This is a genomic window from Agrobacterium vitis (assembly GCF_013426735.1).
In the GTDB taxonomy this organism is placed as follows: Bacteria; Pseudomonadota; Alphaproteobacteria; order Rhizobiales; family Rhizobiaceae; genus Allorhizobium; species Allorhizobium vitis_D.
In genome coordinates, this window is sequence record NZ_AP023272.1 from 1,890,108 (window position 1) to 1,906,185 (window position 16,078).

Sequence of the window (16,078 nt, forward strand, 5' to 3'; positions counted from 1 at the left end):
CTTCCGGTTTTCACCGGGAGGGGTCTTCTTTTGGAACAATTGATTCAAATGTCCTTCCGCTACGGCAACCAAACCTTAACCATGAAGCCGTAAAACGAATCATCAGTATAAAGGATGGTTCGTATGCCCAACACTGCCGCCAAGCTTGAGCCCGTCGCCTCGACGCTGGCCTTCTTCCCGCTGGCCAGCCGCCGTGACATGGTGCGCGGTGCCGCCGTGACACTGGACCGCCTGCAAGGCAACGACGCCACCATCTACTGGCGCGCCACCTGCCGCCAGCTCGGTGCCGAACTCCTCGACCTCGGCTGCCCCGAAGACGTGATGCGCGGCGAGATCATGAATTTCCAGGACGCGGTGCAAATGGAATTGATGTGGCTGCATCGGAATGAAGAAGCGCGGGGGTGAGCTTACACTGGTGGCGGCGGTTTTAAGTTGATGCCTGCCATGGGTTGATAGGGATTACGCCCAGTCCAAAAATTCTAACTTCTGGTTCAAGAAAAATCGACATCACGGGTCGTAAGCTCGATCAGTCCAAAGGCGATGAAAAGCCAATCAGATGCTTTGCCGCACATCGGATCACTTAGCTTGTCTTTAAAAAGAAATCGCGCAAGGCGGCAACGAAGGCTGCGTGATTGTCGAGCATCATATTATGGCCAGCCTCTGGAATTGTAACGACCGGCAGGCTGGCGGCGTGGATTTGGTCCTGGCAATGCGGATTGGGTGTTTTGGCACCGACGATAATCAGCCGTGGCATGGTCAGCCCAAGCAGCCGCTCGCAAAGGTCATCCGGCATGTTCTTTCCAAGCGAATGCTCGCTGCGGTACATGGCAACCGGGTCGGCGTTCCGCATCGTGGCTGGCCATACATCGCCAACGGAGGTCAAAACAATGGCGAAGCCCTGTTCGATAAAGGCGCGTTCGGTATAAGCCTCGACACGGAGCCGGGGAGTGGGCTTCAGGCTTGGCTCGCATAGAACCAGAGAACCGACAAGATCCGGCCTTAACGACGCGAGCGCAACGGCAATCGAGCCGCCCATGCTGTGGGCGACGATGTCAACGTTCGACAAGCCAAGCTCGTCGAGCAATCGTGCCAGGCTTTGTGCCTGACGATCAATGGTATAGTCGTAATCTTGGGGCCGGTCGCTGATGCCGAAGCCGAGCAGATCGATGAGCAGGCTTCTTTGGCCGACGAGCAACGGATCTGCCGCGATAGCCGTGAAATAGGCGAGCGACGAGCTTCCAAGGCCATGGATGAAGAGCCGCACCGGCTCTCGTCCTGCCAGTTCGACATAGCCGATCCGCGCACCGGTATCCGTAACGGCAGCATGCTTCATGGCTCAAGCCCGCTCCACAAACCCGTCCAGCACCCGCTTCTGCCCAGCCCGATCAAAATCAATCGTCAGCTTGTTCCCCTCGACGACAGACACATTGCCATTGCCGAACTTGATATGAAACACCCGGTCGCCGACGGTGAACTTTGATGGTTCATTGCTGGTGGATTTGGCGACTAACTGGCCGTCGATGGTTTGGCCGCGGGGGCCGCTTTCGCCGTAGCCGATGCGTTCTACCGCGTGGCCGGAGCGGCTGCCCCAGTTTTCGCGGGTGGCGTCGGTTTTGTTGGCCTGGGCGCGTTTCCAGCCGGGGGTGGAGTAGGAATTGGCAAATGGCTCCTGCTTGTCGAAGCGGGACTGGCCGTAGCCGCCGCGTCCATAGCCGCCATAGCTGGTTTCCACCTCCGCCACTTCCACATGGGCGGGCGGCAGTTCATCGAGGAAGCGCGACGGCATGGTCGATTGCCAGAGGCCATGGATGCGCCGGTTGGAAACGAACCACAGGTGACAGCGGCACTTGGCGCGTGTCAGGCCGACATAGGCCAGCCGCCGTTCTTCCTCCAGCGCGGCGCGTCCGCCTTCGTCCAGCGCGCGCTGATGCGGAAATAGGCCTTCTTCCCAGCCGGGCAGGAACACGGTCTCAAATTCCAGCCCCTTGGCGGAATGCAGCGTCATGATCGATACGGCGTCGAGATTTTCGTTGGTCTCGGCATCCATCACCAGCGACACATGCTCCATGAAGCTGCGCATGCTCTCGAAGGCTTCCATCGAGCGGATCAATTCCTTCAGGTTTTCCAACCGCCCCGGCGCTTCCGCCGATTTGTCGTTCTGCCACATGGCGGTATAGCCGCTCTCATCAAGGATCTGCTCGGCCAGTTCGGTATGCGGCGTGTTTTCCAGCAGATCCTGCCAGCGGCGGAAATCCGTCACCACGTCAAACAGCGCCTTGCGCGCTTTCGGCTTCAGCTCATCGGTCTCGATGATGTCGGACGCCGCTGCCAGCATCGGAATATCTCGTTTACGGGCATAGTCATGCAGGGTGCGCACCGTGGTGTCACCCAGACCGCGCTTCGGCGTGTTGACAATCCGCTCGAAGGCCAGGTCGTCGGCGGGCTGGCAGACCATGCGGAAATAGGCCATGGCATCGCGGATTTCCAATCGCTCGTAAAAGCGCGGGCCGCCGATAACCCGATAGTTCAGCCCAAGCGTCACGAACCGGTCTTCAAACTCGCGCATCTGGAATGAGGCGCGCACCAGAATGGCCATATCGTTGAGCTTATGCTGGTTGCGTTGCAGCTGCTCGATTTCCTCGCCAACCGCGCGGGCTTCCTCTTCCGAATCCCAGGCGGCATGCACCACGACTTTTTCGTCGTTCGGATCGACCCGGTCGGTAAACAGCGTCTTACCCAGACGCCCCTCGTTATGGGCAATCAGGAAACCGGCAGCGCCAAGAATATGCTCTGTCGAGCGGTAATTCCGCTCCAGTTTGATGACTTTCGCGCCCGGAAAATCCTTCTCGAAACGCAGGATATTGTCCACTTCGGCCCCACGCCAGCCATAGATCGACTGATCGTCGTCGCCAACGCAGCAAATATTCACTGTGCCATTTGTGACTTTGCCGTCAGCGGTTCTGCTGCTCGGTCGCTGCGCTAACAGCCGCAGCCACATATATTGCGCCGTGTTGGTGTCCTGATATTCATCGACCAGGATAAAACGGAAGCGCTGGTGATAGTCCTTCAGCACATCCGGATTGGCGCGGAACATGCGGATCGGGTGGAGCAGAAGATCGCCGAAATCGCAGGCATTCAGGCTTTTCAGCCGGGCCTGATAGGCGGCGTAAAGCTCGCGGCCCTTGCCATTGCCAAAGGCGCGAGCGTCGCCCTCGGGGATCTGCGCCGGGTCGAGGCCTTTGTTTTTCCAGCCGTCGATCATTCCGGCAAACATCTTGGCGGGCCAGCGCTTGTCGTCCAGCCCTTCGGCCTGGATGATCTGCTTGATCAGCCGCACCACGTCATCGGTATCGAGAATAGTGAAATCCGAGGTCAGGCCGACCAGTTCGGCATGGCGGCGCAAAAGCTTGACGCCGATGGAGTGGAACGTGCCGAGCCACGGCATGCCCTCGACAGCACCGCCAACCAGAACGCCGACGCGCTCTTTCATCTCGCGGGCCGCCTTGTTGGTGAAGGTGACGGAGAGGATCTGGCTGGGGAAAGCGCGGCCGGTGGCCAGAATATGGGCGATACGGGTGGTCAACACCCGTGTCTTGCCGGTTCCGGCACCCGCCAGCACCAGAACCGGGCCATCCAGTGTTTCGACCGCTTCGCGCTGTTCCGGGTTGAGGCCGGAAAGATAATCGGGATTGCGATTCTGGTCGCGCGCGGCCATGGCACGCGCTGCAATGCCTAATCCGCCGCCCGCAGGCGTCGTGGTTTCCTTTTCCTGCGTAGCTTTGACCTTTCCTCCCGCTGGGGAGGTCCGGGGTGCAGGCTCTTCGTCGAAGAAGGGAATATCGTCAAAACCGTTGCTCATGCCCTTCAATGTAGTGATTCTACCTCGAAAGGCCAGTGAAAACGTTCTTGTTTCATTCCAATCCCGGCAAAGCGCAATCCAAATTCTGGAAAATCGGGCATGAAAAGCCGGTGAAGATCCATCCCTCAAAAGCCAGGGGGAATAACCCGGAGCAAAGGGCGGACGTCTGAAGCCGACATCTTTCAATCACAGGCGCGTGAGGAGCGCTGCTGCTGATATCCCTGTCACGAAAGCTTCATGGAAGAGACTTACGCCAATTCCAGTGTCGCTCGAAAAGCCGCTGGGGCTTTGAGAGATTGCTCGACGAACACGGGGATTATTCCGATGACTTTCATGAAAAAGATCGCCACGGGTGCGGCGCTTGCCGCCTTTTCGGTCGCCTTTACCGGTGCGGCTTTTGCTGCCGACATTTCCGGTGCCGGTTCCAGCTTCATCTACCCTGTGTTTTCCAAATGGGGTGAAGCCTACAAAGCCAAGACCGGCATCAGCCTGAATTACCAGTCCATCGGTTCGGGCGGCGGCATCAAGCAGGTTGAAGCCAAAACCGTGACCTTCGGCGCTACCGACAAGCCGCTGAGCGATGAAGAACTCACCAAGAACGGTCTGACCCAGTTTCCGATGGTAATGGGCGGCATTGTGCCGATGTACAATATCGAAGGCGTCAAGCCGGGCGAACTGGTGCTGGATGGCAAGGCGCTCGAAGCCATTTACATGGGTACGATCACCAAGTGGAACGACCCGGCGATTGTAGCCCTCAACAAGGGTGTCAAACTGCCCGACCAGGCCATCGTTGTCGTGCATCGCGCCGATGGTTCCGGCACGACCTTCAACTTCACCGATTACCTCAGCAAGGTTTCCGCCGATTGGAAGAGCAAGATCGGCTCCGACACCGCTGTCGAATGGCCTGTTGGCATCGGCGCCAAGGGGTCTGAAGGCGTTGCCAATACGGTCAAGCAGACCGCTGGCGCCATCGGCTATAATGAATATGCCTATGTGATCCAGAACAAGCTTGGCTATGCCAAGATGAAGAATGACGCGGGCAAGGTGGTTGAACCTTCGCTGGACAGCTTTGCCGCTGCTGCGGCCAATGCCGATTGGGCCGGTGCCAAGAATTTCAACGTCGTCATCACCAATCAGCCCGGCGAAAAGAGCTGGCCGATTGCTGCCTCCACCTGGGTGCTGATCCATAAGGACCCGGTGGACAAGGACGCGACCGAAGCCGCGCTGAAATTCTTCGCCTGGGCCTACAAGGATGGCACCGGTGAAGCCAAGGCGCTGGAATATGTGGCTATTCCGAAGCCGGTGGTGAAGCTGATCGAAAACTCCTGGGACAGCATCCAGGAGGACGGCAAGCCGGTCTTTAAGGCGATGTAAGTTCGGGCATTCCGAAATTTTGAAAGAAGACAGCGGACGGTTCCACCGCCCGCTCAGTCTTTTGCCAAACGTCGATCTCGGCATTTCGTCACCCTCGGGCCTGTCCCGAGGGTCTGCCGTGGATGAATAAGTCATTGACGTTGTTGGATTAAATTAACGTGCTTAGATGCTCGGCACAAGGCCGAGCATGACGTCGAGGATAAATGCGGACTTTGTCAGCAGTCTGAGCGGACGGTTCCTCCGCCCGCTATTTGTGTCTTGGCCTGCCATAAAGCTCCTGCGAGAAAGTTTCTGCATGACCGCCATCCATCAACCGACCATCAGCGAGGACGATGCAAGAACCGCTGCCGCCAAGCGGGTGCGCTTTGCCGATGCAGTGTTCATCCGCGCCACCTGGCTTTGCGCCATGCTGGTTATGGTCGCATTGCTCGGGGTGTTTCTGTCACTGCTGATCGAATCCCTGCCGACCTGGCGGGAACTCGGCATATCCTTTCTGTGGAACGAACGTTGGAGCCCGGCCAAGGACATTTACGGGGCAGCCGCTCCGATTTACGGCACGTTGATTACCTCGGTCATCGGGCTTGTTATTGGCGTTCCCGTCAGCTTCGGCATCGCCATCTTTCTCACCGAAATGTGTCCGCCGCTGCTGCAACGGCCCATCGGCACGGCCATCGAGCTTCTGGCGGGTATTCCCAGCATCATCTACGGGCTATGGGGCTTCTTCGTGCTGGCACCGATCATGCAATCCGTGGTGCAGCCCGCTTTGATTGCCACATTCGGAAATGTGCCTGTTGTCGGTCTGCTGTTCAGTGGCGCACCCTATGGCATCGGTCTTCTGACGGCGGGGATCGTGCTGGCGATTATGGTCATTCCGTTCATCACGTCTGTCACCCGCGACGTGTTCGGCACGGTGCCGGTGCTGCTCAGGGAATCGGCCTATGGCATGGGCATGACCACCTGGGAAGTCGTCTTCCACATCATCATTCCCTATACGCGGCGCGGCTTGATCGGCGGCGTCATGCTGGGCCTTGGCCGGGCGCTGGGCGAAACCATGGCGGTCACCTTCGTGATCGGCAATTCACACCGGATCGCCACCTCACTGCTGTCGCCCGCCACGACGATTTCGGCTTCGATTGCCAATGAGTTTTCCGAGGCGACGTCGGATCTCTATACGTCCAGTCTGGTGGCGCTCGGTCTCATCCTGTTCTTCATTACCTTTGCAGTGCTGGCGCTTGCCAAGTGGCTGATCGGGCGCAGCGAAAGTTTTTGAGGCCAGCCGATGTCGATTGTTTCCCGCCGCTATCTCGTCAACCGTATCGCCCTTGGCCTGTCGCTGGCCTCGGCCATTCTGGGTCTTGCCGTATTGGCGGCAATCCTGTGGACGCTGTTCAGCAACGGTCTGCAAGCGATCACGCTTGACCTCTTCACCAAGATGACGCCGCCGCCGGGCTCCGATGGCGGTCTTGCCAATGCCATCTACGGCTCCTTTATGATGACGCTGCTGGCAACCGTGGTGGCAACGCCAATCGGTATCCTGGCCGGCACCTATCTTGCTGAATACGGGCGCGGCACGAAGCTTGGCATGGTGGCGATCTTCGTCAACGATATCCTGCTGGCCGCACCGTCCATCGTCATCGGCCTGTTTGTCTATACGCTGCTGGTCGTGCCGTTCCGGCATTTCTCCGGCTATGCCGGGACCGCCTCGCTGGCGTTGATTGCCATTCCGGTCATCAACCGCACCACCCAGGACATGCTGGCGCTGGTGCCGGATGCGATGCGCGAGGCGGCGGCAGCACTTGGCGCGCCGCGCTGGAAAATCATGACCTCGGTAATCTGGCGCAGCGCCCGCTCCGGCATGTTGACTGGCGTGCTGCTGGCTGTTGCCCGTGTCAGCGGCGAGACCGCGCCTTTGCTGTTTACCGCCCTCAACAATCAATACTGGACCGCCGATCTCAGTCAGCCGATTGCCAATCTGCCGGTGGTGATCTTCCAGTTTGCCATGAGCCCCTATGAGGATTGGCAGCGGCTGGCCTGGGGCGGGGCGCTGTTGATCACGGTGACGATCCTGTTTTTGAATATTGTCGCACGAAGCCTGTCGGCGGGGTTGTTGTTCGGAAAGAAGGAAAGATAGATGCAAATGTCTGACACGGGTACAAGGTCGCCCCTGATGCGCGCACCTTTGCAAGCCTTCAATCCGTCCGATATCGGCCGCCCTATCAAGGTTGAGGCCAAGCAACTGTCATTTTATTACCAGAACGGCTATCAGGCGATCAAAAATGTCGATCTCGGCCTGCGTGACCGCACGGTCACCGCCTTTATCGGCCCGTCCGGCTGTGGGAAATCGACCCTGCTGCGGATTTTTAACCGGATGTACGATCTCTATCCGGGTCAGAAGGTGACGGGCGAGATTTTGCTCGACGGACGCGATATTCTCAACCCATCCGAAGACCTGAACCGGCTGCGCGCCAAGATCGGCATGGTTTTCCAAAAGCCGACGCCGTTTCCAATGTCGATCTATGAGAATATCGCCTTCGGCATCCGCCTTTATGAAAAGCTTTCCAAGCCGGATATGGATCATCGCGTTGAAGCAGCACTTCAGGAAGCAGCGCTTTGGGGTGAGGTGAAGGACAAGCTGCACCAGAGCGGCCTTGGTCTTTCCGGTGGCCAGCAGCAGCGCCTGTGCATTGCCCGCGCCATTGCCGTCAAGCCGTCCGTGCTGCTGCTGGACGAGCCAGCCTCGGCGCTTGATCCGATCTCGACCAGCAAGCTGGAAGAATTGATCGAAACCCTGCGGTCCACCTATTGCATCGCCATCGTCACCCACAATCTGCATCAGGCGGCGCGCATCTCGCAATATACCGCCTTCATGTATCTGGGCGAACTGGTGGAATTCGACCGCACCGAGGTGATTTTCAGCGCCCCTGGTGACCAGCGTACCAGCGACTATGTCACCGGGCGGTTCGGCTGATCGTTCGGAAATGACTCAGTCAGGATATCGGCAATTCCTGTCGCAATGACTGGACAAGCCTGTCTGGTCTGGCCATACCTGCAACCAATTGACAAAATGGTTCGAGATGCAGGGAGACGGGCATGAGCAGGAAGGATGTCGTGGCGGGAATGCGCAACGAGGAAGGGATTGCAACCGTTCTAGGCCTGCTCAAGCAGTCCTTCGGCGAGCGGTTCCAGACCGGCCAGTCCTTTCGGGAGCAACATGCCCACACCACCACCTATCTGCCGGCGCAATTGCCCGATGGGGTGGTTTTCGTCGAAAGCGCCGAGGACGTGAAGACCGTGGTGCGGACCTGCGCCCAGCATAAGGTGCCGATGGTGCCGTTCGGGGTTGGCTCTTCGCTGGAGGGGCAGGTCAATGCGGCGCATGGCGGTATTTCCATCGATTTCACCCGGATGGACACGGTTCTCGAGGTCAATGCCGAGGATCTCGACTGCACCGTCCAGCCGGGCGTGACGCGCGAGGCGTTGAACACTTATCTGCGCGATACCGGTCTGTTTTTCCCCATCGATCCCGGTGCCAATGCTTCCATCGGCGGCATGGCCTCCACCCGTGCTTCCGGCACCAATGCGGTGCGCTATGGCACGATGAAGGACAATGTCATGGCGCTGACGGTGGTGACCGCCAATGGCGAAGAGATCCGCACCGCCCACCGCGCCCGTAAGTCCTCCGCAGGCTATGACCTGACACGGCTGTTTGTCGGTGCCGAAGGTACGCTGGGGGTGATCACCTCGATCACCCTCAAACTCCAGGGCATCCCGGAAAAGATCGGTGGCGGGGTCTGCGCCTTTGCCGATGTCAAATCGGCCTGCGACGCTGTCATCATGACCATTCAGATGGGCATTCCCGTGGCGCGGATCGAGCTGCTCGACGCCATGCAGGTCCGAGCCTGCAACGCCTATTCCAACCTCAGCCTGCCAGAAAGGCCGACGCTGTTTCTGGAATTTCACGGCACGGAGCAGACAGTGGCCTTGCAGGCGGAGCAATTCGCCGCCATTGCCGAGGAATATGGCGCCGAAGACCTGCGCTTCACTTCCGATCCGCAGGAGCGCGCCCAGCTTTGGAAAGCGCGCCACAACGCCTATTGGGCGGGCAGGGCGCTTGCCCCGGAACTGGCGGGCTTGTCCACCGATGTCTGCGTACCGATCTCCAGGCTGGCGGAATGCGTGGCTGAAACCCAGGCCGATATTGCCGAGACCGGGCTATTGGCGCCGATTGTCGGCCATGTCGGCGATGGCAATTTCCACCTGCTGATCCTGTTTGACGACAAGGATGCCGAGAATGTCGATAAGGTCGAGGCGTTCATGGCGCGGCTGAACGAGCGGGCGCTGGCCATGGATGGCACCTGCACCGGCGAACATGGGGTTGGCCAGGGCAAGATGTCCTATCTGGAAGCAGAGCTTGGCGGGGCATTGGATGTGATGCGCCAGGTAAAGCGTGGACTGGACCCTGACAATCTGTTTAATCCGGGCAAGATCTTCCGGCTTTGATCCGCAGGCTTAAAGCCGTTACGATAAACAGCATGAAACAACACAGGGAGTCGCAGTGCTAGGCAGACTGTTCATCGCGTTTGGCGGATTGGTCGTGGTGGCGCTGTTTGCCGCCCTTCTGGCGCCGCTTTTCGTCAACTGGACGGATTTCCGCAAGGATTTCGAGGATCAGGCCAGCCGTCTTCTTGGTAAAAAGGTGGTGGTCCACGGCGCTGTCGAGGCGCGTATCCTGCCGTTTCCGTCGATCACGATGAATGACGTCACGGTCGGGCCGGGTACTGACGGCAAGACGCTGGCGCATGTGGCGCGGTTTTCCATGGATGCCGAGCTTGCGCCGTTTCTGTCCGGCGAAGCGCGGATTTTCGCCATGCGGATCGAGCAGCCGAATGTGCGGCTGAGACTGTTGCCGGACGGTTCGCTGGACTGGTTGCAGGGCAGCCAGCCAAGCCTGCCGGGCCGCAATGTCGTGTTGGAAAAGGTGACGGTTGTCGATGGTGCCGTGACCCTGGTCGATCAGCAGACAGGTCGCACCCGTGAGATCGGCGGTCTCAATGCCGATATGACAGCCCGGTCCCTGGCCGGCCCGTGGACGGTGTCGGGGCAGGGGGTGCTGGATGGGCAAGCGGGCCGTTTCTCGCTGTCCAGCCTTCAGCCGGACCCGGCCAAGGGGGCCGTGCCGGTGAAAATCCATATCGCCCCGGATGCAACGCCCGTCGATATCGACCTATCCGGCGATCTCGCGCTTGTCGATAAGCGTCCGACATTGCAAGGCAGTTTCCTGGCGGCTCTGCGCGCCAATGCTGAGGACGGTCAGGTCAGCGCACCGATGGGCAACCCGGTGCTGCCGCCGCGCATCAAGGGGAAGTTCGAGCTGGCCAATGATCGGGTGCGGATTCCGGAATACCGGATGGAAATTGGCGCCAGCGACCAGCCCTATATCATCACCGGCGAGGCGACGCTGGACAGCGGCAAGGCGCCGGAATTCCTTCTGACAGCCGAGGGCCAGCAGATCGACGTCGATAAGCTGACGCCCAGCCTGCCCAAGGGCAAGACCGGTCGGCAGATGCAGAATTCCGCCCGCCAGCGTATCCAGTCGCTGATAGCGCTGGCAGACCGGATACCCATTCCCGACATGCCGGGTCGCGCCAGCCTGAAACTGCCGGCGATTGTTGCTGGCGATACCGTTATCAGAGACATCACCCTGGATCTGCGGCCAGCCGGAACCGGTTGGCAGGTGGACAAGGCGGTTGCCACTCTTCCGGGCCGCACCCAGGCGGAAGCCGCGGGACGGCTGCAACTGAAAGGTCAGGCCTCCTTCAACGGTTCGCTGCTGGTTGCCTCCAGCCAACCGTCCGGGCTGGCCTCCTGGCTATCGGGCGATGTCGATCCGGCCATCCGGCAATTGCGCACGGCGGGCTTTTCCGCCAATGTCAACCTGACCTCCGACCTGCAACGGTTCGGCAAGCTGGAATTGGCGATCGGGCCAGCCAGCCTGCATGGGCGTCTCGAGCGGCAATCTGCCGATGGCGTTATGCCCAGCCTGTCCTTTGATCTCTCAGGCAATGCCTTCGACTTCGATGCAACGAAAGCGCTGGCGTCGCTGGTGTCCGGCGATGCCAGCGACGATGCGCTGCTGAGCCACCAGATCGCCGGTAACATCAAGGTCGATGCGTTTTCGGCCTTCGGCATTACGGCGCGCGATGTGGACGGGCTGTTTACCTACAAGGATGGCGGGTTTTCGGTGCGCAAGCTGGATATCGGCAATCTTGCTGGCGCCAGTATCAAGGCGACGGGCGAAGCCACCGGTTCGCTTGCCGATTATAGTGGCAAGGCGCAGGTCATGCTGCATGCAGGCGACATGAGCGGATTTCTGTCGATGTTGCATCAGCAATTGCCGCAGCATCCGCTGCTGGCCCGGCTTGCTTCCAGCGGCCAATGGTATTCCGATGCCGATATCGTGGTGAATGCCCGTTTCGGAGATGCCCAATATGGCGGCTTGCAGGTCGATCTACAGGGCAAGGCCAATGGCACGGCGGTCGATGCCGCCTATCGGCAGGACAGCCTGTTCGATGTATTTGATGACTCTGAGAAGAGCTTTTCGCTGACCGCTGCCAATGGAGAGCCTTCGGCGTTGTTGGGTCAACTCGGCCTCGATCCGCTACCGGTGCCGATGGATGGCGGTGCGAAACTGAGCCTGCAACTGAAACAGCAGGGGACTGCGCCAGCGGATGGCCAGATGTCGCTGACATCTGGGGCGACCCGGCTTGGGATGAGCGGTACGGTCAATCTCGGCGCGGACCTGTTCTTGCAGGGCAAGGGCAAGATGGAACTGGCCAGCGACGATATTGCCCCGTTGCTGATCATGAATGCAATCAGTCTTCCCGGTATTGACACCGGTCTGCCGATGACCCTGACAAGCGACATCGAGCGGCAGGGCGACAAGACACAATTGCACGATATCAAAGGCTCGGTTGCGGGCGACGGTTTGTCCGGCACGCTGACGCTTGAGCCGACCGCTTCCGCAGTCAAAATCGGCGGTGCGGTTGTGCTGGAGACGATTGATCTTGAGTGGCTGGCATCGACTGTTATAGGCCCCGTCAAAGACCCCGCATCCGAGGGGTTGACGGCGGCGAAGGTGCAGACGCCTGTCTGGGGCGACATGCAGATGGACATCGGTCTTAAGGCTGGCACGCTCGGTCTTGGCCCGCTGCCCGCCGCCCGCGATGTTGCTGCACGCCTGACGCTGGTAGATGGCGGCATGGCGCTGGAGGATTTATCCGGCACGCTGTTCGGTGGCACGCTGTCCGGGCGCATGTCGCTTGCCAATAACCAAGGGACGGCTTTCCTGCGCAGTAGAGTGTCCCTTGCCAATGCCGATTTGGGCCAGATCTGGCCTGACAGCGGCCTGTCCGGTCAAGCCAGGCTGCAAGTGATGGCGGAAGGCAGCGGCGGTAGCGCCCAAGCCCTGCTTGGATCGGTCAACGGCTCCGGCCAGGTCGATCTTTCTGCCCTGGTTGTCCCCGACCTGGACCTCTCCAGCTTTCCGGCGCTCTCGGCGGCTTTTGGGGCTGCGACCAGTGAGGTGACGCCGGAACAGGTCTCCACAGCCCTCACACCGCTTTTGGCCCGCGCACCAGCTCGACTGGGCGACGTGACCATGCCATTTACGCTGAGTGACGGTAAAGCCCGGATGCAGGCCGTTAAAGTGCCAGCCAAGGATGCGGCTATCGAGACGCAGGCCGTGGTGACGGTTGCCTCTGGTGACGTCGATGCAGATGTCCAGATCGCCTTCGATCCGGCTACGGCGGTCTCTACGCCTGGGGAGGCTATCGCAGCGCAGACAGGTTCTGGGCAGGGAACGGCTGGAGATGCCGCGCCGACCGTCCACCTGCTGTTGAATGGTCCGCTTGCTGCGCCCAAGCGACAGCTGGATGTCCGTGAAATGGCAAGCTACCTGTCGCTCCAGGCTTTTGAGCGTGAGCGCCGCCGAGTGGAAACATTGCAAGCGGCTGTGTTGGAAAAGCAAAGGCTGCGCCGCGAAGTGGCCTATTATACCGCACTTGCCGCAGAGCGTGCGGCGGCGCAGGCCAAGGCTGCGGCAGCGGCCGATGCCGCGGCACGGGCTGCGGAGGCAGCGGCGAGAGCGGCGGATCGTGGTGCTGGCAATGCTGCGCCATCAACACCGCGCGATGGGCCGAATAGTGGTTTTAAACTGGAGTTGCAGGATTTGCCCGGCGTGCAATAACGGCGGCTTGCTGCCTGATGAGCTTGCTGCGCGCACCCTTGCGGCCTTATGAACTTGCGGCCTGGCGAAAAGACAAAAAAGTACCGCTATGCCATCATGGCAGAGCGGTGCTGCGTCTCGATAGAGATCGATCAGAAAATTTCAGAGAAAGGCTTCGCGCTGGCCAAACGGAGGCATGGCGCCGCCACCCATATTGCCGCCACCGAAATTCGGGAACTTGCCTTCAAAGCCTTCGAAACCCTCTGGTGCGGAACCTTCGGCGGACGACGATGTCTCGGAAGAAGTGCTGGCGGAGGCTGTGGTGGTCGTGCTGGTCGATGCTGTTGCATCTGTGGTGGTCTGCTCTTCGCTTGGCTTCTGCATGCGGCCCATTGGCGGCATCATCGGCATGGACATCTGGGAAGAAACTGCGCTTGTCATATTTGAAATCCTTTTCAAATGAAGTTGGCGCTGTTTGAGGGGGCGTGTCGGGGGGAGAAATTATGCATCATTCCCGGGCGTCCTGCAGCTTTCAGCGCAGCCCGACCATAGTAGTCGTTTCCTAATGAAACGTTATTCAGCATAACCTTTGCCCGGCGATGTCGGTTGGATTAACATAACTTTACTTCATGCGCCCCTGAAACGGATCTGCTTGGCTAAGCAGGCAGTAAACTGGAATACGACAGGCCTCTTGGTGGGGCATATAAAATGCCCAAATTGTCGAGTTGGCGAATCGATTGCCGAATCACTGGCCCATTTACGGGCAAGCGCATTTCAATGCGGATCGGAACCCGACTGTTTGAGCCATTCCAGCACATAGAGCCGCAGCGCTGAGGAGAGATTGCAATCAGCCGGGCGTTTGCTGTCAATATCGGCAATCAATGCAGCAATCGCAACATTGCGGCTTTCTGCAATCGCCCGAATTTCCTGCCAGAAGGCATCTTCCAGAGAAAAGCTGGTGCGATGGCCATGCAGGGAAATAGAATGCTTGCGGATCAGCGGCATAGACTGCGCCATTCAGGGGACATAAAAAGACAAGCGACTGGTTTGGCACGTCCGCATCCTCGCTTGGGCAATGCTGGCTTGGACAGTGCTGGCAGGAGCAATAGAAACAAACGTCGCTTTCAGCCCTGTTCGTCGGGCGCAGGACTGGTCGGTTTCGGTTCCAGCTTTGAATTGTCGAGAGCAGCGCGGGCCTTGTCGTTCAGTGCGCTGGTCAGGTTTTTCTCAGCCTTGCTTCGCCCGAAACTCACGCGGTTCTGATCCGCGATCTTTTCTTTTTCGGTGCGCGCTTTGGCTTTCCTGACCTGACGCAGATTAACGACTTCGCCCGACATGCGCTGCTTTCCTTGGCTGCCCCGCCTTATTGCTTCTTTCGAAACGCATCCAGGGAGACGACAGAGCCTTCCTTCTTTTCGCCTTCCGGCTTGTCGGCAGCGCCATCCTCGGATTTTTCCGATTCGGCGGCCAGCGGATAGGCGGTGATTTCGGCAGAGTTTTCGTCTTCTTCCACCTGCGGCACATCGAATTCCAGCTCGAAATTCACCGAAGGATCGTAGAAGCCGCGAATGGCGTTGAAAGGAATGACCAGTTTTTCCGGCGTGTCGGAGAAGGACAGGCCCACTTCGAACAGGCTATCGGTGACCTTCAGGTCCCAGAACTGGTGCTGGATGACAATGGTCATCTGCTCGGCATATTTGGCCTTGAGGTGCTGGGAGATGCGCACACCCGGAGCGCCCGTCAGGAAGGTGATGAAAAAATGATGTTCGCCCGGCAGCCGGCCCGTTGCGGCGACTTCGGTCAGCACCTTGCGGATAACGCCGCGCAATGCGTCCTGAGCCAGAATATCGTAACGGATGTGGTCCTGCCCCATATGGTCCTGTCTTTCTTCTGCGTCCGGTCATGTGCATCACGGATGATGCGCGTGTCTGTTGTTTATAAGCCATGCAAGGCGTTGGCGCAAAGCCCGATTCCGCTTCTATCTATATCACTATAAATCAAACTCAAGGGCGAGGGTAGGGCCACGAGAGGACACAGCGGTGGCTGGATGCGCAAGGAGCCATCAGATGGCAAGCCATCCAGCATACAGGCACGGCATCTGATTGTGGCCAAACAAAAAATATTGAAGGGCGAGGGATATAAAAGGAAGGGAAAGTGGAGGTTTCTGTTGCCAGGTACCTCCGAACCCCGCCTTACGGTGCTACCCGTAAGGACTTAGTTTGGGTTTCTGGCACCGCGATTAAGCAGCGACAGCGTAACCCTGAGCGTTGTTGTCATTTGCAACTACACTTGTGACCCGATGACGGTGGTATCATGCCGAGCAAAAGTTCGATCTTTACGCCCTTGTCGATCCTATTTCGCCCCCATCAAAAGCCGGTCACAACGACCGACCGGTTTTTGGTGGAGGCGCCGGGTACCGCCCCCGGGTCCAATAGGTTTATTTCACCGACCGTTTATTGCCATAGCCGATGCAAGCACCGGCAAGGGGGATATAGGTGTTTTCCGCACGGATGAAAAGACTGGCATCACCTGAATTTAACGGGTTCGTGACAAATGCGGATAATACCCTTGGAAATGCTGGGATATGACGATGTTTGATGCTGTTTCGACTTCCGTTGGCA

At 58.9% G+C, this 16,078-nt stretch carries 13 protein-coding genes and 1 other RNA gene; 7 read left to right on the plus strand and 7 right to left on the minus strand.

What is annotated here, in order from left to right; all coding sequences use genetic code 11:
* Positions 1 to 123 precede the first annotated feature (123 nt).
* Positions 124 to 405 (plus strand): DUF6074 family protein, encoded by a 282-nt coding sequence (locus tag H1Y61_RS08635; RefSeq protein ID WP_156597219.1) that lies wholly within the window; start codon positions 124 to 126, stop codon positions 403 to 405.
* A 175-nt stretch (positions 406 to 580) separates the two neighbouring features.
* Here the strand turns inward: H1Y61_RS08635 and H1Y61_RS08640 are convergent, their stop codons facing one another.
* On the minus strand, positions 581 to 1,333 hold the full coding sequence (locus H1Y61_RS08640) for an alpha/beta fold hydrolase (protein ID WP_180572333.1): 753 nt from the start codon (positions 1,331 to 1,333) through the stop codon (positions 581 to 583).
* 3 nt (positions 1,334 to 1,336) lie between these two features.
* Positions 1,337 to 3,859, minus strand: coding sequence for an ATP-dependent helicase (locus tag H1Y61_RS08645; RefSeq protein WP_180572334.1), 2,523 nt, complete (start codon positions 3,857 to 3,859; stop codon positions 1,337 to 1,339).
* A 324-nt stretch (positions 3,860 to 4,183) separates the two neighbouring features.
* Between H1Y61_RS08645 and pstS the strand changes: the two genes are divergently transcribed.
* The 6 genes from pstS to H1Y61_RS08675 all read left to right on the plus strand — a co-directional run bounded on the left by pstS (position 4,184) and on the right by H1Y61_RS08675 (position 13,478).
* The gene (gene pstS / locus H1Y61_RS08650; RefSeq protein WP_180572335.1) at positions 4,184 to 5,233 is read left to right on the plus strand and encodes a phosphate ABC transporter substrate-binding protein PstS; all 1,050 of its coding nucleotides are present in this window, start codon (positions 4,184 to 4,186) and stop codon (positions 5,231 to 5,233) included.
* A 295-nt stretch (positions 5,234 to 5,528) separates the two neighbouring features.
* Complete coding sequence (gene pstC, locus H1Y61_RS08655; RefSeq protein WP_180572336.1) at positions 5,529 to 6,503, plus strand: phosphate ABC transporter permease subunit PstC; 975 nt, start codon at positions 5,529 to 5,531, stop codon at positions 6,501 to 6,503.
* A gap of 9 nt (positions 6,504 to 6,512) precedes the next feature.
* A complete protein-coding gene (pstA, locus tag H1Y61_RS08660; RefSeq protein ID WP_180572337.1) occupies positions 6,513 to 7,364 on the plus strand; it encodes a phosphate ABC transporter permease PstA in 852 nt (283 codons plus the stop codon).
* 36 nt (positions 7,365 to 7,400) lie between these two features.
* Positions 7,401 to 8,201 (plus strand): phosphate ABC transporter ATP-binding protein PstB, encoded by an 801-nt coding sequence (gene pstB / locus H1Y61_RS08665; protein ID WP_180574456.1) that lies wholly within the window; start codon positions 7,401 to 7,403, stop codon positions 8,199 to 8,201.
* A gap of 122 nt (positions 8,202 to 8,323) precedes the next feature.
* The gene (locus tag H1Y61_RS08670; RefSeq protein WP_180572338.1) at positions 8,324 to 9,733 is read left to right on the plus strand and encodes an FAD-binding oxidoreductase; all 1,410 of its coding nucleotides are present in this window, start codon (positions 8,324 to 8,326) and stop codon (positions 9,731 to 9,733) included.
* Between the two features lie 55 nt (positions 9,734 to 9,788).
* Positions 9,789 to 13,478, plus strand: coding sequence for an AsmA family protein (locus H1Y61_RS08675; protein WP_180572339.1), 3,690 nt, complete (start codon positions 9,789 to 9,791; stop codon positions 13,476 to 13,478).
* A gap of 141 nt (positions 13,479 to 13,619) precedes the next feature.
* Here the strand turns inward: H1Y61_RS08675 and H1Y61_RS08680 are convergent, their stop codons facing one another.
* From H1Y61_RS08680 to ssrA, 5 genes are all read right to left on the minus strand, one after another.
* Positions 13,620 to 13,898: a hypothetical protein gene (locus H1Y61_RS08680; protein ID WP_015916457.1), complete on the minus strand. Its 279-nt coding sequence runs from the start codon at positions 13,896 to 13,898 to the stop codon at positions 13,620 to 13,622.
* 333 nt (positions 13,899 to 14,231) lie between these two features.
* A complete protein-coding gene (locus H1Y61_RS08685; protein ID WP_174111850.1) occupies positions 14,232 to 14,456 on the minus strand; it encodes a ribbon-helix-helix domain-containing protein in 225 nt (74 codons plus the stop codon).
* Between the two features lie 125 nt (positions 14,457 to 14,581).
* Entirely contained in the window at positions 14,582 to 14,794 is a 213-nt protein-coding gene (locus H1Y61_RS08690; protein ID WP_070165091.1) for a DUF4169 family protein, read from the minus strand.
* Positions 14,795 to 14,820: 26 nt separating this feature from the next.
* The gene (locus H1Y61_RS08695) at positions 14,821 to 15,330 is read right to left on the minus strand and encodes an SspB family protein (RefSeq protein WP_015916454.1); all 510 of its coding nucleotides are present in this window, start codon (positions 15,328 to 15,330) and stop codon (positions 14,821 to 14,823) included.
* A gap of 280 nt (positions 15,331 to 15,610) precedes the next feature.
* Positions 15,611 to 15,978: a transfer-messenger RNA gene (gene ssrA, locus H1Y61_RS08700) on the minus strand.
* Positions 15,979 to 16,078 lie beyond the last annotated feature (100 nt).

Coding starts and splice junctions, on each gene's coding strand:
- H1Y61_RS08635 (WP_156597219.1), top strand. CDS start 124: ATGCCCAACACTGCCGCCAAGCTTGAGCCCGTCGCCTCGACGCTGGCC.
- H1Y61_RS08640 (WP_180572333.1), bottom strand. CDS start 1,333: ATGAAGCATGCTGCCGTTACGGATACCGGTGCGCGGATCGGCTATGTC.
- H1Y61_RS08645 (WP_180572334.1), bottom strand. CDS start 3,859: ATGAGCAACGGTTTTGACGATATTCCCTTCTTCGACGAAGAGCCTGCA.
- pstS (WP_180572335.1), top strand. CDS start 4,184: ATGACTTTCATGAAAAAGATCGCCACGGGTGCGGCGCTTGCCGCCTTT.
- pstC (WP_180572336.1), top strand. CDS start 5,529: ATGACCGCCATCCATCAACCGACCATCAGCGAGGACGATGCAAGAACC.
- pstA (WP_180572337.1), top strand. CDS start 6,513: ATGTCGATTGTTTCCCGCCGCTATCTCGTCAACCGTATCGCCCTTGGC.
- pstB (WP_180574456.1), top strand. CDS start 7,401: ATGCGCGCACCTTTGCAAGCCTTCAATCCGTCCGATATCGGCCGCCCT.
- H1Y61_RS08670 (WP_180572338.1), top strand. CDS start 8,324: ATGAGCAGGAAGGATGTCGTGGCGGGAATGCGCAACGAGGAAGGGATT.
- H1Y61_RS08680 (WP_015916457.1), bottom strand. CDS start 13,898: ATGACAAGCGCAGTTTCTTCCCAGATGTCCATGCCGATGATGCCGCCA.
- H1Y61_RS08690 (WP_070165091.1), bottom strand. CDS start 14,794: ATGTCGGGCGAAGTCGTTAATCTGCGTCAGGTCAGGAAAGCCAAAGCG.
- H1Y61_RS08695 (WP_015916454.1), bottom strand. CDS start 15,330: ATGGGGCAGGACCACATCCGTTACGATATTCTGGCTCAGGACGCATTG.